General features: G+C 74.1%; 20 protein-coding genes. 6 read left to right on the top strand and 14 right to left on the bottom strand.

The window, feature by feature from the left end; all coding sequences use genetic code 11:
• The 7 genes from ACIA8F_RS33040 to ACIA8F_RS33010 all read right to left on the bottom strand — a co-directional run bounded on the left by ACIA8F_RS33040 (nt 1) and on the right by ACIA8F_RS33010 (nt 7,680).
• Complete coding sequence (locus ACIA8F_RS33040) at nt 1-1,728, bottom strand: nickel transporter (RefSeq protein WP_399384380.1); 1,728 nt, start codon at nt 1,726-1,728, stop codon at nt 1-3.
• A complete protein-coding gene (locus tag ACIA8F_RS33035) occupies nt 1,725-3,131 on the bottom strand; it encodes a tetratricopeptide repeat protein (RefSeq protein WP_399384378.1) in 1,407 nt (468 codons plus the stop codon). Before ACIA8F_RS33035 ends, ACIA8F_RS33040 begins: the two co-directional genes overlap by 4 nt.
• A gap of 95 nt (nt 3,132-3,226) precedes the next feature.
• The gene (locus ACIA8F_RS33030; protein WP_399384377.1) at nt 3,227-4,780 is read right to left on the bottom strand and encodes a DUF4331 domain-containing protein; all 1,554 of its coding nucleotides are present in this window, start codon (nt 4,778-4,780) and stop codon (nt 3,227-3,229) included.
• A 312-nt stretch (nt 4,781-5,092) separates the two neighbouring features.
• Nucleotides 5,093-5,686 (bottom strand): hypothetical protein, encoded by a 594-nt coding sequence (locus ACIA8F_RS33025; RefSeq protein WP_399384375.1) that lies wholly within the window; start codon nt 5,684-5,686, stop codon nt 5,093-5,095.
• 5 nt (nt 5,687-5,691) lie between these two features.
• Nucleotides 5,692-6,963 carry a DUF6286 domain-containing protein gene (locus ACIA8F_RS33020; RefSeq protein WP_399384374.1) on the bottom strand — a complete coding sequence of 424 codons (1,272 nt, stop codon included), beginning with the start codon at nt 6,961-6,963 and terminating at the stop codon, nt 5,692-5,694.
• Complete coding sequence (locus tag ACIA8F_RS33015; protein ID WP_399384372.1) at nt 6,960-7,145, bottom strand: hypothetical protein; 186 nt, start codon at nt 7,143-7,145, stop codon at nt 6,960-6,962. The genes ACIA8F_RS33020 and ACIA8F_RS33015 overlap by 4 nt, the downstream gene beginning before the upstream one ends.
• 49 nt (nt 7,146-7,194) lie before the next feature.
• On the bottom strand, nt 7,195-7,680 hold the full coding sequence (locus tag ACIA8F_RS33010) for an Asp23/Gls24 family envelope stress response protein (protein ID WP_399384370.1): 486 nt from the start codon (nt 7,678-7,680) through the stop codon (nt 7,195-7,197).
• A 185-nt stretch (nt 7,681-7,865) separates the two neighbouring features.
• Here ACIA8F_RS33010 and ACIA8F_RS33005 point away from each other — a divergent pair, with 185 nt between their 5' ends.
• Genes ACIA8F_RS33005 through ACIA8F_RS32995 form a run of 3 tightly spaced genes read left to right on the top strand, consistent with a single transcriptional unit; the run spans nt 7,866 to nt 9,501 of the window.
• Entirely contained in the window at nt 7,866-8,453 is a 588-nt protein-coding gene (locus tag ACIA8F_RS33005; RefSeq protein ID WP_399384368.1) for an RNA polymerase sigma factor, read from the top strand.
• Nucleotides 8,444-9,151 (top strand): hypothetical protein, encoded by a 708-nt coding sequence (locus ACIA8F_RS33000; RefSeq protein WP_399384366.1) that lies wholly within the window; start codon nt 8,444-8,446, stop codon nt 9,149-9,151. The genes ACIA8F_RS33005 and ACIA8F_RS33000 overlap by 10 nt, the downstream gene beginning before the upstream one ends.
• Nucleotides 9,148-9,501, top strand: coding sequence for an Asp23/Gls24 family envelope stress response protein (locus ACIA8F_RS32995; protein WP_399384364.1), 354 nt, complete (start codon nt 9,148-9,150; stop codon nt 9,499-9,501). Before ACIA8F_RS33000 ends, ACIA8F_RS32995 begins: the two co-directional genes overlap by 4 nt.
• 15 nt (nt 9,502-9,516) lie before the next feature.
• Here ACIA8F_RS32995 and ACIA8F_RS32990 read toward each other — a convergent pair whose 3' ends face one another.
• From ACIA8F_RS32990 to ACIA8F_RS32980, 3 genes are read right to left on the bottom strand one after another with little or no spacing between them, the layout of a single operon-like run.
• Entirely contained in the window at nt 9,517-10,083 is a 567-nt protein-coding gene (locus ACIA8F_RS32990; protein ID WP_399384362.1) for a helix-turn-helix domain-containing protein, read from the bottom strand.
• 49 nt (nt 10,084-10,132) lie between these two features.
• Nucleotides 10,133-12,790, bottom strand: coding sequence for a DUF6493 family protein (locus tag ACIA8F_RS32985; RefSeq protein ID WP_399384360.1), 2,658 nt, complete (start codon nt 12,788-12,790; stop codon nt 10,133-10,135).
• The gene (locus ACIA8F_RS32980; protein WP_399384359.1) at nt 12,787-14,214 is read right to left on the bottom strand and encodes an SWIM zinc finger family protein; all 1,428 of its coding nucleotides are present in this window, start codon (nt 14,212-14,214) and stop codon (nt 12,787-12,789) included. Before ACIA8F_RS32980 ends, ACIA8F_RS32985 begins: the two co-directional genes overlap by 4 nt.
• 288 nt (nt 14,215-14,502) lie before the next feature.
• Here ACIA8F_RS32980 and ACIA8F_RS32975 point away from each other — a divergent pair, with 288 nt between their 5' ends.
• Nucleotides 14,503-15,234, top strand: a complete 732-nt coding sequence (locus ACIA8F_RS32975) for an alpha/beta hydrolase (protein ID WP_399384357.1) — start codon at nt 14,503-14,505, stop codon at nt 15,232-15,234.
• 232 nt (nt 15,235-15,466) lie between these two features.
• A complete protein-coding gene (locus tag ACIA8F_RS32970; protein WP_399384355.1) occupies nt 15,467-15,808 on the top strand; it encodes a hypothetical protein in 342 nt (113 codons plus the stop codon).
• Nucleotides 15,809-15,846: 38 nt separating this feature from the next.
• Here the strand turns inward: ACIA8F_RS32970 and ACIA8F_RS32965 are convergent, their stop codons facing one another.
• Nucleotides 15,847-16,857, bottom strand: a complete 1,011-nt coding sequence (locus tag ACIA8F_RS32965) for a questin oxidase family protein (protein ID WP_399384353.1) — start codon at nt 16,855-16,857, stop codon at nt 15,847-15,849.
• A 259-nt stretch (nt 16,858-17,116) separates the two neighbouring features.
• Nucleotides 17,117-17,779, bottom strand: coding sequence for a deoxynucleoside kinase (locus ACIA8F_RS32960; RefSeq protein ID WP_399384351.1), 663 nt, complete (start codon nt 17,777-17,779; stop codon nt 17,117-17,119).
• Between the two features lie 382 nt (nt 17,780-18,161).
• On the opposite strand from ACIA8F_RS32960, the gene ACIA8F_RS32955 reads away from it, so the two are divergent.
• Entirely contained in the window at nt 18,162-19,631 is a 1,470-nt protein-coding gene (locus tag ACIA8F_RS32955) for an amidase (protein ID WP_399384349.1), read from the top strand.
• Nucleotides 19,632-19,679: 48 nt separating this feature from the next.
• Here ACIA8F_RS32955 and ACIA8F_RS32950 read toward each other — a convergent pair whose 3' ends face one another.
• Both ACIA8F_RS32950 and ACIA8F_RS32945 read right to left on the bottom strand, forming a co-directional pair.
• The gene (locus ACIA8F_RS32950; protein ID WP_399384348.1) at nt 19,680-21,686 is read right to left on the bottom strand and encodes a DUF2264 domain-containing protein; all 2,007 of its coding nucleotides are present in this window, start codon (nt 21,684-21,686) and stop codon (nt 19,680-19,682) included.
• A 93-nt stretch (nt 21,687-21,779) separates the two neighbouring features.
• Complete coding sequence (locus ACIA8F_RS32945) at nt 21,780-22,511, bottom strand: hypothetical protein (RefSeq protein ID WP_399384346.1); 732 nt, start codon at nt 22,509-22,511, stop codon at nt 21,780-21,782.
• Nucleotides 22,512-22,537: the final 26 nt, after the last annotated feature.

Below are 22,537 nucleotides of genomic sequence, written 5' to 3'. Positions count from 1 at the left end.
TCACAGGCCGGTGAGGGCGCGGGCGCTGAGGCCGATGCCGACCAGGAGGACGAGCGCCGAGGTGGCGGCTGGTCCGATGCGGCCGAGCGCCCTCAGCCGCGTGGAGGCCCGTCCGGCGGTGCGGGCGGTGATGCGGTCGCGCAGCCGTACGAGGAGGAGGCCGGCCAGGGTGAGCGTGGCGGCCATGCCGAGCCCGTAGCCGATGACCAGGAGGATCCCGAAGGCGGTCCGGCCGAGGGCCACGGCGCCGAGGAGGACGACCAGCGCCGAGGGACTGGGGACGAGGCCGCCCGCGATACCGACGGCGATGAGCGACCGCCGCCTTCGGCCTGCCGGCGCTGGGGTGTGGGCGTGCTGGTGGGCGTACGGGAGTCCGGTGGCGGGTTTGGTCAGGACGACGGTGGTGCCGGGGGCGGGGGTCGTCGTGGTGTCGGGCGCGCGGCGTGAGGACGGCAGGCTGGTCGGCGCCTCATGAGCATGGGCGGGGACTTCGTCGTGCGGGTGGCCGTGGGTGTGGCCCGCTTCGTGGACGTGCGCGTGGTCGGGCGTGTGGTCGTGGTCGTGGTCGTGCGCAGGGTGGTGGGTGTGCGTGTGATCGTGCGCGTGGTCGCCGTGGTGGTGATGGCCGTAGCCGTGGTCGTGGCTGTGGCCGTGCTGGAGGGGGTGACCGCGGAGGGCCGAGTGCAGGAGCCGCAGGCCGATGGCGGTGACGAGGAGGCCGCTGGCCAGGCCCAGCCAGGCGAGGACGGTTTCACCGGCGAGGTGGGTGGCGAGCGGGAGGGCGAGGCCGAGGGCGAGCACGCCCGCGGTGTGGGTGAGGGTGACGGTGGCGCCGACGGTGACGGCGTCGCGCGGGGTTCCGCGGCGGCCCGCCAGGCAGGCGGCCATGATCGTCTTGCCGTGGCCGGGCATGGCGGCGTGGGAGGCCCCCAGGACCACGGCGAGGAGCAGGGCGAGGAGGCCGACGGGCACGGTCAGTTCGCGGCTGCCGACTAGGGTGTCGAAGAGGGCGGTGACCTTGTTCAGCAGGGCGGTGACGGGGCCCGCGCCGGGCAGCCCGGGCGGCACGATCCGGGCCGCGGGGCCGGGGCCCGGTGCGGTCCGCAGGTCGGCGGTGTGCTGGTCGAGCGGGTCGGCGAGCGGATCCTGCGGATAGTGGCGCAGGTGGTCGGTGGTGGATGCCGCCGGGACGGTGGAGGTGGTGAGGGTGAGGCCCTCGCCCCGGGCGGTGATCTCGTGCCATCCGATGCGCCGGGTGTCGTAGTGCGTGACCACGTGGACCCCGGACGGCGAGGTGAGGCGCGCGTCGGCGGTGAGCCCGCAGGTGAGGCGACTGGTCTGGAGTCCGGCCTCGCCCGTGTGGAAGGTCAGCCGGTCCGTGCTCTGCTTCCACGAGAGGCGCACGCCGCCCACGTCCGCGGCGAGTTGCCCGGCCAGCGCGGTGCATGCCGTGACCGCGTACGCGTCCTGCTCGTCGGGAGTGAGGGATCCGTTGTGGTCCCGGTCGATGAGGGGGCGCTCCTGCGCGGCGGCGATCTCGGCGCGGTCGACCACGATCTCGGCCCCGACCGCGTCGGGGCGCAGGGTGAGGCTGGTCGCGTAGTTGACGGTGAAGTTGCCGAGCGGGTGCGCGCCGGCGGGGTGCGCGGAGGCGAGGAGCGCGAGCGGGGCGAGGAGGGCTGCCGCGAGCGGGGCGGCGGTCGGGCGCCGGCGGAGGGTGGGGTTCATGGGGTGTCGTCGATTCGCCGGAGGGCGTCGCGCGCCGCGGGGGCGTGGAGCGGGTGGAAGGAGGGGGCGATGGCCAGTGCCTGCCGGAGGTCCCGGCGGGCGGCCACCGGGTCGCCGAGGGCCTGGTGGATGACCCCGCGGTGGGAGCGGAAGAGCGCGCTGCGCGTGCCGAGCGCGAGGGCTCCGTCGGACTGGCCGAGGGCCTCCCGGTCGCGGCCGGCCCGGTGCAGGGCCCAGGCGTAGGCGTCGTGGACGGCGATGAACGGCCGCTCGCGCAGGGCGGCTTCGGCCATCGTGACGGCTCGGCCGGGGTCGCCGTGGTCGGCTTCGAAGAGGATCGCGTCGGTGTCGGCGGGTGCTCCGCCTGCCTGGCGGAGCGTTTCCTGGGCGCGCAGCACCGCGTACGGAGCCTCGGACCGGTCGGGGTGGCCGAGAGCCTGCTGGAGTTCGCCGAGTCCCAGGAGGTACTGGGGCAGTGGGGCCGTCTCGATGGCCGCGGTGTAGTCGGCGACCGCCCGGCCGGACTGCCCGAGGGCCGCGTGGGCTTTGGCGCGGGCTTCCAGCAGGCCCGCGTCGTGGGGCGCGATGGCCAGCCCTGCCTCCGCCCGGCGCAGCCCGGTGGCGGAGTCGCCGTTCTCCAGGGCGAGGGAGGACAGGTGGGTGAGGGCGAAGGCACGCTCGCCCGGGGTGCCGGCCGCCCGCAGAGCGCGCTCCATCAAGGCCGTCGCTTCGGCGGTGTCACCACGGAGTTCGAAGGTGTAGGAGGCACGGGCCAGGGAGGCGCTGTCCGGTCGCAGGTCGGCCATCCGCTGGACCGCCTCCTCCGCTTCCTCGTACCGACCGAGCTGGGTCTGCGCATCGGCGAGCACCCCGTAGGGGGCGGGGGTGGCGGGGCTGGTCGCGATCGCCGTCTCGGCCCAGGTGAGGGCTTCGCGGAACCGGTGGCGGGCTGCCGCGAGGGCTCCCATGCCGATCTCGGCGTGCAGGTTCTCCGCCGGCTGGAGCCGCAGGGAGTGGCGCAGGGCCTTCTCCGCCTGGGCGTACGCGCCCTGGTCGGCGGTGGTGCGGGCCTGCTCGACCAGCGCCAGGCCGAGGTCCGCCCAGCTGACCGGATCCTTCGGCAGGCGTACGACGCGTTCGCGCAGCGCCGCGATCCCCCGCGCCGGGCCGGAGGCGGGTGATGCCGTGGCGGCGGAGTCGGGCCCGCCCGTGCCGGACGGGGCGAGGCCGATCGCACCGACGGTGAACATGACCACGCCCAGCGCGAGGGTGATCGCGGTGGTGCGCAGATGCCTGCGGCCACGGCCTCGGCCGTTCCAGCTGCTCCTGCTGCTCCTGCTGCTCCTGCTGTTCGCGCTGTTGGTGCCGTTCGCGGGAGCGGGTTCGTCTTCGGGCCGTTGCACGGGATCCTCCCCGGGGAAGTGCGGCAGTGCGGGTTCCGGGCGGGAACCGGAGGACCGGAGGACCGGCCTCGGCCCCCGCCCGGATGCGCGTCGGATCAGCTGGTCTTGCGGCCGCGGCGCAGGCGGTAACCGCCCGCACCGAGGAGCAGCGCGCCGAATCCGCCCAGGGCCGCGGCCTTCGAGTCCCCGGACCTCTGCATCCCGGTCGGGCCGCTGTTGACGGACTTGGTGTGCGGGAGCGCCAGGTACGGGAACGAGGTGCCGAACGGCACGTCGTTGGCGTTGACCTTGTCGCCGTCGGCCAGGGCGGGGACGAGCTGCCCCGTCTGGGCGGCGCCTTCCACCGCCTGGAGGGAGATGTCGATGACGTCGTCCGTCAGCCGCCGGCCGTTGGGGAAGCCCGCCAGGTCACCGGCGAGGACTCCGTAGCGCTTGGGGTTGGCCGTGGGCGGCACGGCCATGTTCAGGCGCAGCTCCTCCGCGGGCACGATGTCACGGCGCTTCGCGTCCTTGTTGAGGCTGTGGGCGTTGAGATCGGCCTGGATCGGGCCGCACGCCTTGCAGATGCCCGTCAGGTAGATCTCGAAGAGGTCCCTGCGCGGAGCGGCCGGGGCCGGGACTCCGTAGACCTGCTGGATCAGCTTGGGCAGGATCGGGTCGAGGACCTTGTCGACGACCGGCTGGACCGTGCGGTCCTGGTCGGGGTTGAGCGTGTTGAAGGCGTCCTTGTACTTCAGCGGGACGACGACCTCGTTGACCAGCGGGTTGCCCAGGCGGGAGACCTGCTTCCACTTGTCGGCGTGCTTGTCGCGGGAGTCGGAGACCTGCACGCCCTGGCGGTCGGTGGTCGACCACACGCCGATGACCGGGTTGCGGCCGGGGTCGCCCTTCAGCGCGAGCGTCTTCTTGGGGATCTGCAGGGCGACGGAGTTGACGTTGTAGCCGGCGAGGGTGTCCTGGCCGCGCTCGGACAGGTTGCCGCCGTAGAGGAGGTCGAAGACCCGCAGGTCCGCGAAGAACGGGTCCTCGGCCTGGCCCGCGAAGGTCTTGCCGCCGCCGGGGACGGTACGGATGGCCTGGTTGCGCAGCGCGGCGTAGTTCGGCATCGACGCCGGGCCCACGCGGGACGGGGCCGCGGGCACGTTCGAGAGCAGGACCTTGCTCTCGTTGCCGTGGGAGACCACGAGGTCGTAGACCTGGCGGAAGTTGAGGTCCGGGTCGTCCAGCGAGGTGACCGGGCCGGTGTTGTAGAGGAACTGGTTCGCGGCGTCGCGGTAGCTGTTGCGGAAGCGCCAGGTGTAGGTGATGTCGGAGACGCCGTCACCCGTGTTGTCGATCTTGATGTTGTACCGCAGGTCCTCACCGAACGCGTAGAAGTTCGGGCCGCCGTTGGGCTCCTCGAACGGGATCCAGTTCGCGAGGAACGTCACCGAGTCGGACTTGTCGCCGCTGGTGTAGGCGTACACGTCGGTGTTGTCCGCCCGCGGGTCGCCCGCGATCAGCGGGGCCTCGCGGTGGCTGGACGCGGCGCTGACCCCCGGGGCCAGCGTGAGGACGGCGAGGCCGGTCGCCAGCGCGCCGGCGCCCAGGACGAGCAGGGACTGGTCGAGCACGCGCCGCGAACGGGGCCGTGCGGAAGGGGACTTCAAGGGTGTTCCTCTCGACTGCGCACCCTGGCCACCGCACACACCGGCACGGCCGGACAGGGACATTCAGGTGGGGTTGGCCACTCGGTCGGACAGGCAGCGCGGCGCGCGGGGGCATCTGCGAGGGGCACTCGCCTTGCCGCCACGGCGCCGCGTGCGGGCCGGCGGGCACCGGTACCGGTGCCCGCACTTGCCTCTTCGCCGGGGTACCGCAGGCGGATTGGCCTGCGCAGGCCCGTTCCCTCGAAGGGCTGGCCCCGCTAGTGCATCCGGCCTACCGGTACAGCCCTGCCCGCGCCGGAGCGCACCGCCGCCCTATCGCTGTCCGCGCCGCGGCCGACTGCCGGGCCGGACGGTGAAGCGCACCTCCGCCGCGAGCGGGCACGGGGCAAGGAAGGCCCGGGCCTCGGGCAGTGCCGCCGTGGACAGGACGGTCAGCAGCTCGCGGGGCGCCGCGGAGTCCTCCAGGACCACACGGATCCGCAGGTGCGCCCCGTCCGCCGTTCCGCGCAGCACCGTACGGACGGAGCGCACTCCGGGCAGGGACCGGAGCCGGGAGCTGACCGCGGCCGTGAGGGCCCTGGTCTCCAGCACGGTGCCGGGTGAGGGCAGCGGCAGTCGGCGGAGGGCTCCCCGACGCCCTTGCAGGAGGAGCAGCCCGCCCGCCGCCACGGCGAGCAGGATCAGGACCGCGATGCCTGCCGCGCCGGCGAGAGGGCGGCCGCCGCTCCAGGTCTCCCCCGCGTGCGCGGGAACCCACCTGTCGGTCCCGGCGAAGGCCGTCCACCGCCCGGGCAGCCGGTCCTCGGCCGGGGTGTTCCGGATCAGCAGGGGGACGGCGATCGCGAGGAGCAGGGCTCCAGGGGTGAACAGGACGAGCCGGTTGACGAGGCCACGGGTGCGGTCCACGGGTGTCACCCCTCCTCTTCGGTTGCTGTCGCGGGCAGACGCCGGGCTCTCGTGCGGTCCCGGTCCGGACCCGGTCCCTGGTCCTGATTCAGGTCCCGGTCCAGACCCGGTTGCTGATCCCGGTCCCGGTCCGGACCCGGTTGCTGATCCTGGGCCCGGTCCGGACCCGGTTGCTGATCCTGGGCCCGGTCCGGACCCGGTTGCTGATCCTGGGCCCGGTCCAGACCCTGATCCCGGTCCTGACCCGGTTGCCGGTCCCAGTCCCGGTCCAGACCCGCTTGCTGATCCCGGTCCCGGTCCCGGTCCCGGACGCGGACGCTGGTCCGCAGTGGGGCCGCCAGGTCCAGGTCCCTAGCGGCAGCCGTCACCGCCTGGGTGACCGCTTCGCGTTCGCGGAGCTTCGCCTCGCCGGCGCAGGCGAGTTCGGCGCGTACGGTCAGCCGCCTTCGGCTCACCCGTACGCGCGCCCGCGTGAGGCCGGGCAGCCGGGCGGTGAGCCCGGCGTGGATCAGCCGGGCGGCCGACCGGCGGCTGATCACGGCCCTCGCAGCAGGGCCGGGGGCGACCAGTACGAGGTCCCGGCGGCGCCCCGGTGTGAGTGCCAGGGTGATCAGCCACAGCCCTGCCAGGGCGAGTACCGCCGCGGCCCAGGGCGACGTTTCGGCCGGGCCGTGGCCGGTGAGCCAGCCGGTCAGTTGCCTGCGCCAGGTGCCTCCCCCCGTGCCCTGCCCCTGCGCGACGGCCGCGTCCCACAGGAGGGACCCGGCGCCGGCCAGGACCAGGGCCGCCACACCGGCCACGGGGAGACGTCGCCCCGACCAGGGGCGCCCGGGCGCCTTGCCAGCCGACCGGTCAGGTGCCGGGCCCGGTGCCCGGTCAGGTGCCGGGCCGCGAGCCACGCCCGGCCCGGCATCAGACCCCGCATCAGACCCCGCATCGGGCCCGCCATCGGCTTCGCCATCGGTCGGGCCCGTCGGCGGGGCGGCCGTCGCGGTCAGCTTCCGGATCCGGATGCGGGCGACCGGCACGCTCATGCCCGTCAACAGGGACGTGCGGGCGGCCAGATGCTCCTGCACGGCCCGCGCGGCGTCGCCGGCCGAGCCGCGGTAGGCCAGCGCGATGTCCACGCGCACCTGCGCCGACCGTCCCCGCACGGTTGCCGCGCCGCCGGTGACGCTGCCGCCGTGGTCGGCGGCGGCTTCCCGGGCGGCCTGCTCCGCGATCCTGCGGACCACCCGGTCCGCGATCGTGGTCGTGCCCCGCCGACGGGCCGTCACCTCCTGCCCCGGTCGCGGGAGACGAGGAGCTCGCGCAGGTCGCCGCCCCCGTCCAGGTACCGGCCGGCCGCGAAGCCGAGCGCCCCGAGTGCGGAGACCAGGGCGAAGGCCCCGAAGCCTCCGAACCATCCGGCGAACGCCAGCGCCATGCCCACCAAGAGCCCCAGCACGTCCTTGCCCATCGCTGCACCTCTCAAGAGATCGAACGGAAAGCGGCGGTCGGCTCGCCGTTCACGCCACGCGCGCATCCGCCGGCACCGCGGGTTCGTCCTCGTCGGGGAGGTGGACGTCATTGACGGCCACGTTCACTTCGACGACCTCCAACCCGGTGATCCGCTCCACCGCCGCGATCACGTTCTCCCGCACGTCGCGGGCGACGTCGGTGATCGGGACCCCGTACTCCACGACGAGCTCGACGTCGATGGCCGCCTGGCGCTCGCCGACCTCCACCTTGACCCCCCGGCCCACGTGGGGGCGCCCGCCGGGCACCCGGTCGCGGACCGCGCCCAGCGTCCGGGACAGACCGCCGCCCATGTCGTGGACACCGGGGATCTCGCGGGCCGCCATACCGGCGATCTTCACCACGACCACGTCCGCGATGGACGTCTTGCCGCGCGTGGGGGCCGGCTCGGACGCACCGCTCCGTCCGCTGCTCACCGTCGTCGCGGTCCCGTTCTCACGGGCGCTCGTGGCCGGGACCTGCTCCTGGATGGTCATCCTGGCTCCTTCGAAAATCCTCGTCGGCTTCGTCGCCGAAACGCTCTTGCTCACGTTCGACACCCGACGGGGCAGTCCCGTTACGCATCCGCTGCGAATCAGCCGGTCGGAAAGTTTTCCGGCCCCTGCCGTAACGAAGCGGGCGGTCGGGTGTCCAACGAGGTGAACGTGAAAGGAGCCGGCGGGTGGCTGCTGAGCAGGACCAGGCCCCACCGGGCCGACGAACGGCCGAACGGTCCGATGACGCCCTGCTCGCCGTGCGGGCGGCGGAAGGGGACGAGGAGGCCTTCGAGGTGCTGGTGCGCAGGTACGGGCCGGCCATGCTCCGGCTGGCGGCAGGCCTCCTCGGCAGTGCCGCGGAGGCCGAGGACACGGTCCAGGAGGCCTTCGTCAGCGTGTGGCGCAAACTGCCCGAGTTCCGGGGTGACGCGGCGTTCGGGACCTGGCTGCACCGCATCGTGACCAACCGGTGCCTGAACGCGCTGCGGGCCCGGCGCCCGGTCACCGACATCGACGAACTCCCGGAGCGGGCCGCGCCCGAGCACCAGAGCTCCCCGGAACGGGCGGCCGAATCCCAAGCCGCCGTCCACGCACTTGGCAAGGCACTGGCCGCCCTCTCCCCGGAGCAGCGTGCGTGCTGGGTCCTGCGGGAGATCGAGGCCGTTCCGTACGAGACGATCGCGCAGACCGTCGGCATCAGCCAGGAAGCCGTACGGGCCAGGGTGTTCAGAGCACGGCGCTGTCTGACGGAGGCGATGGGCACATGGCGATGAACCGACCGTACGAGCAACCGGACGGCGCCCCCGCAGCCGGCCGTGCCGAGGACGAGGACAGCGGCGCCCTCCTGCCCTGCGGCCGCGACCTGGCGGCCCTGTGGGACGGGGAGCAGGCGGACCGAGATCCGCAGGCCTCCCCCGCTGCCGGCCCCCACCCGGCCGACTGCCCGCACTGTGCCGCGGCGCGCGAGGACCTCGCCCGGCTGCGCGACGGCGTCCGCCGCGACGCCCGGGAGACCGCGACCGACTGGGAGGCGGCCGCGGCACGGCTGACCGCCGGAATCATGGACGTCGTACGCCTCGAACGGCGCCCGGGACGAACCCTCGCGCTGGGCGAGATGGACGAGGACGCCTGGATCTACGAGGCCGTCGCCGCCCGCGCCTTCCGGTCCGCGGCCGAGCTCGTGCCCGGCATCAGGGCGGGCAGCTGCCTCATCAGCCCCGAACCGGCCCCGTCCGCGGGAGCGCGGACCCCGGCCCGGGTTCGGATCGAGGTGACGGCCGCGATGCACCTCGACCTGCAAGGGGCCGCGGAGCGGATCCGCCGGTGCATCGCACGGGCTGCCGCTCAGGATCTGGGCCTGCGGATCACAGCCGTGGAGGTCGCCGTCACCGACCTCCACACCGAAGACCCCGAAGATGATGCCCCTGAAGAGCCCGACGACCCTCAAGCCACCGGCGAGGACACGCGATGACCACGACAGCAGACGGGCTGCCCACCCCGGAGGCGATCGGCGCCGCCGTACTGGGCGTCGAGGGCGTAGCGTTCCTCCGGCCCGCCCTGACCGACCTGCTGCGCTCCGCCGTCACCGGCGTCCCCCTCGGGACGTGCCGCCGCCCACCGGGTGCCCCGCCCCCTCGCGCGGCCGGGGTTCGCCTCACCCGGAGCGCGCGCACGGGACCGGCGGTGGAGATCCACATCGTGGTGCTGCGCGGTCACCGGGCCCTGCACGTGACCCGGGCGGTCCGCAGCGCCGTCCGGGCCCTCCAGCCCGCGACGGCGCAGCCGGTCCCGGTCACCGTCACCGTGACCGGGATCGTCTGACCTGACCCCTTCGGGTCAACGGGTCCATCCGGGCAGGTGCATGCCGAGCAGTACGAGGACCAGCAGCCAGCCGGAGAGGATCGCGACGCCCGCGGCCAGACCCTGCCACCCGGCGTCCCCCGGCTGCTCGTCCTGCACCTCCTGCCCCTCCTGTCCCTCCTGCTCCACGAGCCCGGCGGTCCCGGCTCCGCCCGGCGCGGCGGAGTTCGCCGGCCCCTCCCCGTCCCGCTTCGGCAGGGGCCCGGTCTGGAGCCGGCTCTCGCCCGGGAGAGCGGGGCGGGGACGCACGGGCGACTCGGGGCTGCGGCTCGCCGGCAGGCAGGCCTCGCGCTCCCCGAGGTCCGCGCGCTGGGCGAGCCCTTGGAGGAACCGCCGGTACGCCTCGCGGCGCTTGCCCGTGGGCGCGCTGCGCCCCGCCTCCCAGGAACGGACGGTCGCGGCCCGGACCCCGAAGGCCACGGCGACCTGCTGCGGGGTCAGGTCCCACAGTTCCCGGAGCCTGCGGCGTTCAGCGGGTACGGGAAGGCCTTGCGGGGCAGTGGACGGAGCCGACTGCCGGGACAGCGTGCGCGTAGTCGTCATGCTCATAGGACAATCCGTCCGTGATCCCGTGACGACCGCCCCTGCAAGATCACCCGTTTGCAGGAGCGGGCGCGTTGCGGCGGAGGGCTTCGCGCAGGCGCTTGGCCTGGGTGACCAGGCGGGAGCGGCCGGGGCGGGTCGCGGTCTCGGCGAGGCCCGCGGGCTCGGGTGACGAGGCTCCGGACTGCTCCACGCAGTCGGCCGCCGTCGCGAGGAGGTCGCCGGCCCCCTTCGGGTCGGCCCTGCCAGTGAGCAGCACGGGGAGCACGGGGGCCAGGACGGCCCAGGTGGTGGCGCAGGCACCGGTCGCGGCGGCGGTGCGCAGCGAGTCGGCGAGCCGGTTGGGTTTGACCGTGCCCAGGTTGAGGAGCTCGCCCAGGTCCCCGCCCAGGCGCCCTGCGTCCAGTTCCTCCCGTGCCGCGAGGGTGAGCAGCGCGTCCACGGCCCGCAGCCGGTCATCGGCATGGCGCGCGCCGAGGCCGGTGGCCACGGCGAGGTGCAGGGCCGGACCGGCGGGTCCGCCGGCCGCCGCGAGCCCCGGGAGAGCGCTGAGCCCGCCGCGCCCTTCGTGGACGGCGCAGGCCGTGACCTCGGGGAGCCACCAGGCTGCCAGGGTCTCGCGGTCCTCGGGCATGGCCGCGATCAGCAGGGCGTCGGCGTCCTGCCCTCCGTCCCAGCACCGGTCGGCGGCCTTGCGGGCCTGCGCGAGTTCGCGGAAGGCGTCCGGGAACTCCCCCAGTACGGTGGGGCGTTCGGCTGTGTCGAGCACGAGGTGAGCAGGAGTCTCCCCGTACGCGTACGGTACGGCCGGCGCCGTGCGGCGGGTGAGGCCCGCGGGCTCTCCGGCCGCTCCGAGCCAGGCTGCCAGCCTGTCCCCCTCCGGTGTGCCGAGGGCTGCCGCGGCGGGAGCGACGGCGGTGTCACGGCGTACCCGCAGCAGGGCCTGCGCGAAGTCCACCGGGGCCGGCTGTTCGCGGAGGCGCTCGTAGGCTGCGAGGCGTTCGGCGAGTACGCGGGGGTCCAGGGTGCCGGTCTGCTCGGTGGGCGTGGCGAGCAGGAAGGGCAGCGGCCGGATCCTGATGTGCCGGGCGGCCTCGGCCAGGCGGGCGTGGCGGGCGACGGCGAATGCCGTGTGGTGGCAGTCGCTGCGCCAGCTCCCGAGCGCCTCCGGCTCTTCCCCCGTCGGCTGCGCGTCGAGCACGGCGGCGGCGACGTGCGCCAGTCCGGGGAGGTCTCCGGTGTACCAGCGGGACCGGGCGGGGTCGAGCCACCACTGGCCGGCGAGCGCCGGCCGCAGGGCTGCGGCGAGGGCCGAACGGTCCCGGTGCGCGTGCCGGACGAGGCCGTCCAGGGCCCGTTCGAACTCTTCTACGGTCGTGGTGCGCGAGTTGATGACGGCGGCGACGAGTTCCACGGTCTCGGCGATCGTTCCCGGAGCCGGGGCGAGCGGGACCGCCATCGGGGGCGGCGGAAGGAGTTCCTGGTAGGGCTCGGTGTCCTCGGCGGGGGCGGCGGCGTCCTGTCCGAGGAGTTCCACGGCGCGGGTCCGGTGGGCCGGGCTCAGCGACCGGGCCTGCTCGGCGAGTTCGGCGCGCAGGGCAGGATCGCCGGTGAGGTGGAGGGCGGCCAGTTTGAGCGCCCGCTCCTGGATGTCGGTGTCGGTGTGAGCGAAGGCCTCGCCGAGCACGGGCAGCAGCTCGGGTGCGGTGGCCGGGTCGCGGCGGAGCTCCTTGCCGATCAGTACCAACTGGGCGCGGACGAGCTTCTTCTCGGGGCGGAAGAGCACGGCCGCCGACATCTCGGCCAGCAGTCGGGGGGCGAGGTGGCCCGCCGCGGCGAGCCGGGCCAGCGTCTGCTGGGCGTACCCCGCCACCGGGGACGGGGCGTCGGCGGTCAGCGCGATCCAGTCGGCGGCGCGCTCGCGCTCTTCCTCCTCGGTCGGACGCAGCGCCTGCCAGACGGCCTGGTAGGGCTTCAGCTGCTGGTGCTTCCCGCCGCGCAGGAGGCGGGCCGTGCATCCGTCGAGGAGGACGGCCCGGTCCACGATGCCGTCCGCGGCGAGCCCGGTCAGGACCGCCGGCCATTGGTGGGGATCGTCCGGGTCGCAGCGCCAGCCGAGGGAGCGGACCGGCTCTGCCGTCTCGAAGAGGCACGGCACGAGGGCGGCGACGTGCGGGTCGCTGCGCAGGGCCCGGGCGAGCGGGGCGCGCGAGGTGCCCAGGGCCATCGCCCAGCCTTCGACGCATCCGTCGGTGGTGGGCATCGGACAGCGGGCGATCCGGACGAGTTCGCTGATCAGCGGGTAGTCCTGCTCGGCGGTGGCGGCGCGGGCGGCCAGCCGGTGGGCGAGGTCGCCGAGCCACGCGGGGTCCCGGTCGGCCAGGACGTCGAGCAGGATGCCCAGGGGCAGCTGCTGCCAGCGGCGCATGTCCCGGGCGCCGATCCAGGCGGCGGCCGCTGCCGCGCCGGTGTGGCAGCCGGCTCCGGCGACGACCAGGGCCGGGTTCATCAGGTCCCGTTGCTGCCGGCCGTCCCAGCCCTGGGCGCGCAGTTCGCCGCGCAGCTCCTTCAGACCGACGAGCAGCCGGCGGCGCTGCGCGCGGTCCGGGAGCTTGAGGAGTCCGGGCAGTTCGGCCGTACGTCCCTGGCGTACCGCCTCCAGGACGCCGTCGGCGGGAGCCTGCTCGGGGGTGGAGGTGATGTTCATCGGGCTGCTCCGGTGGAAGCGGTGCCGTGCGCGGGCGCGGCGGGGGCGGCGGGCGTGCCGGTGGCGGCGCGCAGGGCCATCCGGGTGGCGAGGGCGTGTTTGCAGGGGCCCCGGCGGCCCCGGTGGTCGGCCCACCACTGGCAGGTGCAGCTGAGGGCGCCGCCGGACTCGCGGACCTGGTAGCGGCGTTCACCGGAGGCCACGACGGAGGTGCCGGTCCGGTCCAGGGTGACCGCCCCTGCTTCGAGCAGCGCGCGGGCGGCGACGAGGCGCGGGTTGTGCCGTTCGGCGCGCCGGGCGTCGTAGGGCAGTTCGCGGTGGAAGTACGCGGCTTCGGCGATGTCGTAGCCGACCCGTCCGGCGGTGCCGAGGCGGGTGAGGGCGGCCCGGACCCGCTCGACCGGGAGGCCCGACTGGTCGGCGAGGTCGGCCGGGTCGATGCGCGGTTCCCAGGCGAGCAGGACGGAGATCAGCTCGGCGTCCCCGGCCGCCGCATCGGTCGCGAGGGCCTCCAGGACGGCCCCCTCGCCGGAGAATCCGCGGTCGGTCTCCGGGGAGAGGGTGAGCGTCAGCCGCATGCCGGGCAGGCCGATCTCCCAGGCGGAGGCGGTGGGGTGGGCGCCGTCGGGCGCAGGACCGTAGACGCGCAGGCCGGTGGCCTGGCGCAGGACCCGCTGGAGGGCGGCGAGCCGCTCGGGGCCGGGCAGGCAGACGGCGCCGGGGACGGGCCGGGTGGTGGGGCGCAGGGCGGGGCCGGCGGGAACCACCCAGAGCGGGCCGCCCACGGATCCGCCGCCCGCCGGGGTGCGCGGCAGGGAGCGCAGGAAGCGGGCCGTTTCGGCGGGGCCCAGTTCGGCACGCAGGTCGAATCCGGTGGTGATGGCCTGGGACTCGGCGAAGCCCCGCAGCCAGCGGTCGGGCAGCGGCACCTTCTTCTCCACGACCGCGCCGTCCAGGGTGGTGACCGCCATCTCGTCGGGGCCGACGCGCAGGTGCAGCGGATCGTCTCCGGTGAGCCGGGACAGCGCTTCGCGCAGCGGGTTGTTGACGTCGACGTTGGTGGTGCCGTGGCCGGTGTCGGCGCCGCGCAGGCCCTCGGGCAGCACGTCGAGGCGGGCGTACACGCCGCAGCAGCCGGAGAAGGATTCGAACCGCAGCCGGTCGCCGTTGCCCGTGACCACCGGGTCGAGGGAGGCCCGCAGGGTGCGCCGGTGGTAGCGGGCCGCGGCCACGTCCGCGACGGCGAGCAGCGCGCGGGCGGCTGCCTGAGGGGCGCTCAGGAACCCTGCGAAGAACCGCGGGTGGGCCTCGGCCCCGGCCGGGGTCAGACCGCCCGCGGTCTCCAGTCCGAGGGACCGGCCCGCGTCGGCGGAGGTCAGCGAGGAGGCGCGGGCATAGGCGAAGGTGTGTGCGGTTCGCGTCATGAACGGGACGTTAGGCGGAGCCACTGACAAAGGCGCCGCGGCTGTGGACGAGATGGGAACCGGCGGCGCACGCACCCAAGCACGCAGGCACGAGGGGGTGGTGCGGCCGGGGCGGAAATTGGTTTGGCGGGGTGCGACGGCTCCTGCTACGTTCCCGGAGTCCGTGCAGAAGAACCAGGAGGTGGTACCCGTGAACGCAGTATCGACGTGGGTGCTCCCCTCCGGGGTCACGGTCGGACGATAGGTCGTCCGGGAGCGCCTCTCCGAGCACTCCCGAAAGGCACGACCATGGAATTCACTTCCGAGCAGCGTCTCGACGACGGCGTCATCGAGCGCGAGTTCGTCCTCGGCGAGATCCCCGGCACCCTGTGGACGCCCCGATCCGCCGCACCGGCCCCGCTGATCCTGATGGCCCACAACAACGGCCTGCCCAAGAACCAGCCCCGGCTGGTGGCCCGGGCGCGGCACTGCGCGGCGGCCGGCTACGCGGTGGCCACCATCGACGCGGCCGGGTGCGGTGACCGGCCCCGTTCCGCAGCCGACGAGCGGGTGCGCGAGGATCTCCGCCGGGCGATGCGGGCGGGCGAGCCGGCCGACGAGATCTTCGAGTCCCTCGTGGGCCCGCTGGTCGAAGGGGCGGTCCCGGAATGGCGGACCACCCTGGACGCCCTCCTCGCGCTGCCCGGCATCGGCGGCCCGGTCGGCTACTCGGGGTGGACCGCCGTCGGCATCCGCCTCGCGGTGGCCGAGCCGCGGATCGCTGCCGCGGGCTTCTTCGCCGGGGGCTTCGTACCGCGCGCCCAGCGCGAGGAGGCCCGGCAGGTCACCGTCCCCCTGCTCCTGCTGCTCCAGTGGGACGACGAGGGCAACCCCAGGCAGCGGGCCCTGGACCTGTTCGACGCCTTCGGCAGCAAGGAGAAGACCCTCCACGCCAACCTGGGCGGCCACACCGGCACCCCGTGGTTCGAGGTGGAGGACGGCAACCGCTTCTTCGACCGCCACCTGAAGCACCTCAAGTAACAGCCTGATCCGGCCCTGCCCCGACCGCGACGGTCCCGCCCACGGGCGACGCCGTCCGGCCGGGGCGGCGCCCGGCCGTCAGCCCCAACACCGCCTGAACCGCACGCCGTTGACGCGACGGGTGGGTAGATGCGCGCAGCCGTCGATGCTAGCGTTTCCCGCGTGATGTGCCTTGCGGGTTAATCTGCCGTCCGAGGAGCACTCCGGGCTGCCGGTGACGGATAGCTGGTTGATGCTCCTTTCAGAGGTCGATCAGACCAAGAGCGATTCAAGCGCATTCAGTGGCTTCTACCTCCGTTTCGGCGGGAGCCCAGACCTCGGTCCCGGGCAATGGATCCTCTCGGTCATCGAATCGACCGGCAACGTCCAGGTCCGCATCTACGAGATCAGTGACGGCGGCCGCCTCCTGGAAAAGGGATCGTGGCGGGTGCCGCGCAATCCCAACTGGGTGCTCGAAGTCCGAGATCCCATCGCCTCCTTGGTCAATCCGAGCTACGAGGCCTTCGAGCGCGCGCTGGAATCCCCCGAAGGCCGGGCCAAGATGGAGCAGGTGCGCAAGCTCCTCGGTGGCTGAGAGCTGCGGCCGCGCCCTGCGAACGGCATGCGGCAGGGCTACCGCAGGGGTTCGCTCAGCTCGATGGAGCGGAGCGCTGCCGCCAGGGCTGTTGCGTCGCCCACGTCGAGTGCCGTGTCGGTGAGCTTGATGACGTGTTCGTCGCCGTGCGCGCGGGCCCGTTCGAAGACCTCCTCGGCGGTGAAGGTGCCCGGCGGGGTGTACGCGACGGGGGCGTCGGGCGCGTACATCGCGGTGACGGCCGCGGAGGCCGTCCAGGCGGCGTGCAGGCTGGGGGCCCACAGGGCGCGCGGGAGTGCGGGCAGGGTGCGCAGGACGGCGTTGGGGGCGGTGGCGGCGTGGACCAGCATGGTTTCGTCGCCGTGGCCGTGGGTGGCGTAGCGGTGGGTGGCCGCTCGGACCAGCTCGGTGAGGTGCAGGCGTGCCTGGTCGGGGTCCGTGCTCGCGGCCGCCCACAGCGGCAGGGCCGTGACCCGGCCGAGGCGGTCGGGGAAGCTGCCGTTCCGGTCGCCGAGGGGAGGTACCGCGTCGAGGGCGGCGGCCGCGCTGCGGGCGCCGGGCAACGGGGTGAGTTCCGCGACGGGGTGGTGGCGGGCGGCCCAGTACCCGAGGCCGTGCGCCAGTTCGGCCAGGCGCGGCGCGGTGTTCTCGCCGGCGAGGAGGGTGCGCACGGCGTGGCCGACCCGGATCAGCGGATGCGTGGAGCCGCCGTACATGCCGGGGAGCAGGCGCGGCCACCACTTCGCCAGCACTTCGCGCCAGGGCCGGTCGGCTATCTCCCGCTCGAAGTACCCGATCCAGTCGGCGGAGCGGCGCGGATCGCCGAGGGCGGCCTGCCAGTTGGCGGCGGTGATCCGCTCGACGCGTGCCGGGAACTCCTCCAGCTTGTCCGCGTAGAGGTCGACCCAGCGGTGCACCGAGCCCGCCTGCCCGTGTGCGGACAGGGCCTCGACGGCCATCGGCGCGTGATTGGTCAGCCGTCCGAGCCGCTCGGGACCGGAACCGTGCAAGCGCTGAAGCGCCTCGTCGAGAATGCCCGTCGTATCCATGACGCCGACCCTAAGCGGCAGGCGGGACGCCCGTAACGGCCGGGAGGCCTAGGACCAGGCCCAGCGGGGACCGCGAAGCCCTGTGCGGGTGAGTGACGCACGGGGCGGCGGGGCTGCCGGGCCCGGGCAGGGGGCTTCCAGGATGGCGATCATCCCCGTACGGGGAGGGTGCTGGAGCGGTGCCGGGGAAGGCGTCCCCGGCCCGCTCCGGTCACATCGCGTCGAGACTCGTTGCTCCGGCAGTTCGTGACATCCGGTCTCAGCCCCGGAGCCGGCCCGCCGCCAGGGCCTCCCTGACCTCGCGCGCCACGCGGGCCGCGTCGTCCGGGTTGTGCACCACGTCCGTCCGGTTCATGTCGATGACGAGGACCTCGCTGGCCGAGTAGTGCTTGTTCACCCAGTCGTCGTAGCCGGACCACAGCGTCCGGTAGTACTCGACGAGGCCCTCGTCCTGCTCGAAATCGCGGCCGCGCAGTCCGATGCGGTGCAGCACCGTCTCGAAGTCCGCCTTGAGGTAGACCATGAGATCGGGCGCCTTGCGGTACGGCAGGCCGTCGATCTCGCGCATCATCTCGCCCAGCAGACCCTCGTACACCCGCATCTCGAGGGAGCTGATCCGGCCCAGGTCGTGATTGACCTTGGCGAAGTACCAGTCCTCGTAGATGGAGCGGTCCAGGACGTTGTTGCCCTGCTTGTACGCCTCCTTGATCGCGGCGAAGCGCGTCTGGAGGAAGTACAGCTGGAGGAGGAAGGGGTAGCGCTTCGCCTCGATCTCCTCGGGGCTCGCCGTGTAGAAGAGCGGGAGGATCGGATTGTCTTCCACGCTCTCGTAGAAGACTTCGCTGCCCAGCTCCTTGGCGAGCAGCTCGGCCACGCTCGTCTTGCCGATTCCGATCATGCCTCCGACGCAGATCACTGGCATTCCTCACTTCTCCCTGGGGGTCTTCTGTTCGCGGGCGCGTGGGCCGGGCGCCCCCACCCCACTGAGACGCGTATCGGCGGTCGCTCGATTCCCCATGACCTTCGGGATCCCCGGAACCCGGATCTCGGATCCTTCCGATTCCGGATCCCGGATCTTCATGATCAGCGTCATGCGGTCCCCGTCCGGACCGGGGCCCGGACACAGGACGCCCTCCTCGACGGGCCTGACCGGCCGTTCCGTAGGTGCCGCGGACAGCGACGAGCCACCGCCCCGCGGCCGCCATGAAGCATAAATGATGATCGGCCGGAGAACTCCTCGCGTGTTACTTGACGGTAGGCAATGATGGCGGGCAACCATCCACACGGCGGAGGCTGAGGCAGCGGTGACGACTTTCGACGAACCGACCATCGTGCACGCGTTCCGGGACGACGCCCTGGGAGAGCACGACGCCGTCGGTCTCGCCGCGGCGATCCGGCGGGGCGAGGTCTCCCCCGCCGAGGCCGCCCGGGACGCCAGGGAAAGGGTGCGGGTGGTCGACGCCCGGCTCGGTGCGGTCCAGGTGCACACCGACGGCCCGGAGCCCGCGGCCGGAACGGTGCACGCGTCCGGAACGGGGCCCGCGTACGGAACGGTGCCCTCGGCCGCAACGGCCGGCGCCTTCGTCGGGGTTCCGACCTTCGTCAAGGACAACACCGACTACCAGGGCCTGCCGACGGGCCACGGCAGCGCCTCCTTCCGGCCGCGGGCCGCCAAGGAGCACGCACCGTTCACCCGGCAGCTCCTGAGCAGCGGCGTCACGGTCCTCGGCAAGACCCGGTTGCCCGAGTTCGGGTTCAGCCCGACCACCGAGTACGACGGCGCGGAGCCGGTGCGCAACCCGTGGCACACGGACTACTCGGCCGGCGGCTCCTCCGGCGGCAGCGCGGCACTGGTCGCGGCCGGGGCCGTACCGATCGCGCACGCCAACGACGGCGGCGGCTCGATCCGCATACCCGCGGCCTGCTGCGGCCTCGTCGGCCTGAAGCCGAGCCGTGGACGGGTCGTGGCGAGCGCACTGGGCCGCCAGCTGCCCCTCGACATCATCTCCGACGGGGTCGTGAGCCGTTCGGTACGGGACGCCGCCGCGTTCCTCGCCGCTGCGGAAACGTACCGGCGGAGCCCCGGGCTGCCGCCCGTCGGGCTGGTCGAAGGACCCTCGGCCCGGCGGCTGCGCATCGGGTTCCTCCTGGACTCGCCGAACGGCGTGCACGCCGACGCCTCCACCCGGGCCGCGGTCACGGACACCGCGGCGACGCTCGAACGGCTCGGCCACACCGTGGCACCGGTGGAGCTGGCCATGGATCCGAGTTTCACCGACGACTTCCTCACCTACTGGGGAATGATGTCCTTCCTCCTCGGCGTCACGGGCCGGACCCTCGGCGCGGACTTCGACCGGCGCCGCATGGACGGCCTCAGCCAGGGACTGCGCGAGGAGTACCTGCGCAACTGGCGGCGCACACCCGGCGTGCTGCGGCGGCTGAAGCGGACGAAGGAGGCCTACGCGGCCTCCTTCCGCGGCCTCGACCTCGTGATGTCGCCGGTGCTCGCCCACACCACACCGCCGATCGGCCACCTCAGCCCGACCGTTCCCTACGCGAAGCTCATCGAGCGGATCCTCGCGTACGTGGCGTTCACGCCGGTCGACAACGTCGTCGGCACTCCCTCGATCTCGGTGCCCTCCGCGAGCGCGACGCCGGACGGCCTGCCCGTCGGCGTGATGTTCGCCGCGCGGCCCGGCGCCGAGCGCAAGCTGCTGGAGCTCGCCTTCGAGCTGGAGGCGGACCGGCCCTTCCGGCGCATCCAGGACCAGTAGGGCCGGTCCACCGGCACGAGGAGGGTGCGGGGCTCGTCCTCGCCGTCGCTAACCGGCGGCGGGCGGCAAGTGCTCCACGCGCAGCGGCTCGAAGGCGATGCGGGTCAGGGACCCGTCCTGCGCCCATCGCACCTCGATGGATCCCGGCCCCGCCGTCAGGTCGGTGACCGCCTCGGTCACTGCGTCGGTCACTGCGTCGGTGACCGCCTCGGTCGTCGGCGTCGCCGGACCCGCCTCCCCGGTGAGCACGGCCAGCGCCGCGTACAGGCCCGTGCCCCCGGTCCCGGCTGTCAGGCGGGGCACGGTCGCCCACCGCGTGAAGGCGGTACCGGCTGGTGCCCGCACCTCGTCGCGCGCCTCCCAGCCGTGCACCGGGTGGAGCTCCGAGCGCAGGGGCTCCTCGGGTCCCGTGGCCCAGCCCGTCTGTTCCACGTGGGCCCCGTACGGGGCTCCGCAGACCCGGTGCACGCGCAGTTCGTACCGGCCGCGGACGAAGGTGACGCTCTCCACGCGCAGGCCGGGGACACCGGGCGCGCCGCCCGGGAAGGCCGGCCGGTGCCAGGACGCGGCCCAGCCCCAGCCGTCGCCCTGACCGCCGCCCAGCGGGTGGATGCGCCGCCGGACACTGCGGGCTCCCGCCAGGACCACGGCGAGGTGGTTGTCCGCGGGGTTGGCGCTCTCGGTGGGGCCGGTGCGCGTGGAATAGGCCTGGCGGGAGTAGAGCGGGTCCTCGTCGTCGGCCTCTTCCGGCTGGTCCGGCCCCACGTGGTCGCTCCCGTGGTTGTGCAGTCGTACGATCCCGTCGGCGCGGGTGGTCTGGACGAGCAGCCCGGGCGCGGGCAGGGCGAGCACCCGGTCGGGCCCCTCACTGGGCGCCGGCTGCTCCGTCGCCGTCCACAGGGGGTGCGTCGCCGGTGCGAGCAGGCAGACGAAGGCCTTGGAGGCCCAGTACGGCGAGGCCGGACCGGAATAGCGTTGCAGGGTGGCCCGGTGCGGGCCGTGCCAGCCGAGGCCCAGCAGGCCGTCGGCGTCGACGGCGCCCCGGTCGAGGAAGTAGCGCAGCGATCCGCTGATGAGGCGTCGTGAGGTGCCCGGGGTGAGCGGGGTGTGGCCGGTGACCGCACCGAGGCCGACGGCCGATGCGGCGGCGAAGCGGTAGGTGAGGGAGCGCCCGAAGTGGATCGGCGCCCCGTCCGCCCCGAAGAGGAGGGAGAAGCCGTCCAGGTGCTCCCGCAGGCGGTCGCCGTGTGGGGCCGGCGGGGCCGCCGGGTGGCCCGCCGGATCCGGGCGATCCGGCCCGGCGGAGAGGCTATCCGGCCCGGCGAGGCCGCCCGGCCCGCCGGCGAGGTGGGCGTCGAGCACCGGATAGAGGTGCAGCGCCCAGCCGTTGTAGTGGTCGAAGGCCCGCCCGTCGCCGTCGGCGTACCAGCCCTGGCCCGCGTACCAGCCCTCCAGGAGGTCGAGGGCCCGGCTGCGGGCCCTGTCCGTCTCGGCGTCGCCGCGTCCCACCGATTCCAGGAATCCGGCCACGGTGTACGGGAAGAGGTACCAGTTGTTGGGGCTGGGCACGTGGCGCAGGGCGCCGCGCAGCCACGCCTCGGTGCGGTCCTGCACCGCGCCGTCGAGGCGGTCCCACAGCCACGGCCGGGTCAGCCGGAGCCCGAGGGCCACCGACGCCGACTCGACCATCGGCTGGCCGCCCGTGTGGACGTCGCGGATGACCGGCCAGGACTCCGCGTCGTCGCGGCCCGGCGTCGCGGTACCCGCCGCCAGCCCCTGCGCGTACCGCTCCAGCCAGCCGTACGGGTCCGCGCCCCCGGCTCCGGACACCCGGAACGCCGCCGCGAGGAAGGTGCGCGCGTAGCCTTCGAGCCCGTCGGAGCGCACGCCCGAGACGGACGGCCGCCCCGGCAGCTCCAGCAGGGCCCCGCGCGGCGTGGCCCAGCGCCAGGCGGCGCCCAGCAGCCCGTCGGCCACTGCCTCCCAGTGCGCGCGGGTGTAGCCGGTGTACGGGCTCAACCCGCGGTCTTCGGCGGGCAGTCCGGGAAGGTTCATGCGGGGATCTTGATCGACCGGCCACACCGGGTCAAGGGAGCGGATCAGGGTGGCTCCCCGGCCGGGCCGCGGGCCGGAACCGCCGGCCGGGGGTCAGGCCGCGGAGTCCCAGGCGGTCGTCAGCCCGTCCAGCCATGCGGGCGGCAGCTCCGCCGCGTCCCACTCCTCCCGCAGGGCCCGCGGCTCGGCGGCGAGCCGCTCGAGTACGGCGATGCTCGTGGCGGAGTGGACGAGCGAGAAGCGGCCGTGCACCGTGATGGCGCTGCCGGCCCCGAACGTCGCGAACAGCCGCCCCAGCCGGGCCCGGTGGTCCTCGGCGAACTCCGTCAGCCGCCCGGCGTAGCGGGCCCGCTGCCTCGGGGTCATCGTGGCGAGGACGGCGGTGAGCACCTCCTCGGTGGCCTCCGGGTCCAGTTCCGAGACCTCGGTGAACGACAGGTACAGGGGCGTGAGGGCGACCTGCGTCCGCTCCACCTCCATGCGCCTGGCCCGCGGGCGCTGTCCGGCCGCCTCGTGTTCTCCCTCCGGGCTGACCACCCGGAGCAGGGTCCGCTCGGTGACGGCGCCCAGCTCCGCCAGCAGGTCCCCGGCGCCGTCCAGCCATCCCGACTCGTACGCTTCGCCCTTGTCCCCCGGCGCGCTCAGGTCCCGGCCGCTCAGTTCCTCGTGCGCGAGCGCCAGCGCGCCCGCCTCCAGCAGGCCGATCAGTTGGCCCGCGTCATCGGCGGGAACCCCTGCGCGCGCGAGGAGTTGCAGGAGCGTCGTCCTCGCGTTGTCGACACTGATCTCGTCCGGCCACTGCCGTCCCTCGTCGGCCCCGCTCATCAGATCCCTCTCCGTTCTCGGCCACC

The organism is Streptomyces sp. NPDC051563 (assembly GCF_044454225.1).
In the GTDB taxonomy this organism is placed as follows: Bacteria; Actinomycetota; Actinomycetes; order Streptomycetales; family Streptomycetaceae; genus Streptomyces.
The sequence above is the reverse complement of the archived record's forward strand: the minus strand, read 5'-3'. Positions and strand labels throughout refer to the sequence as shown.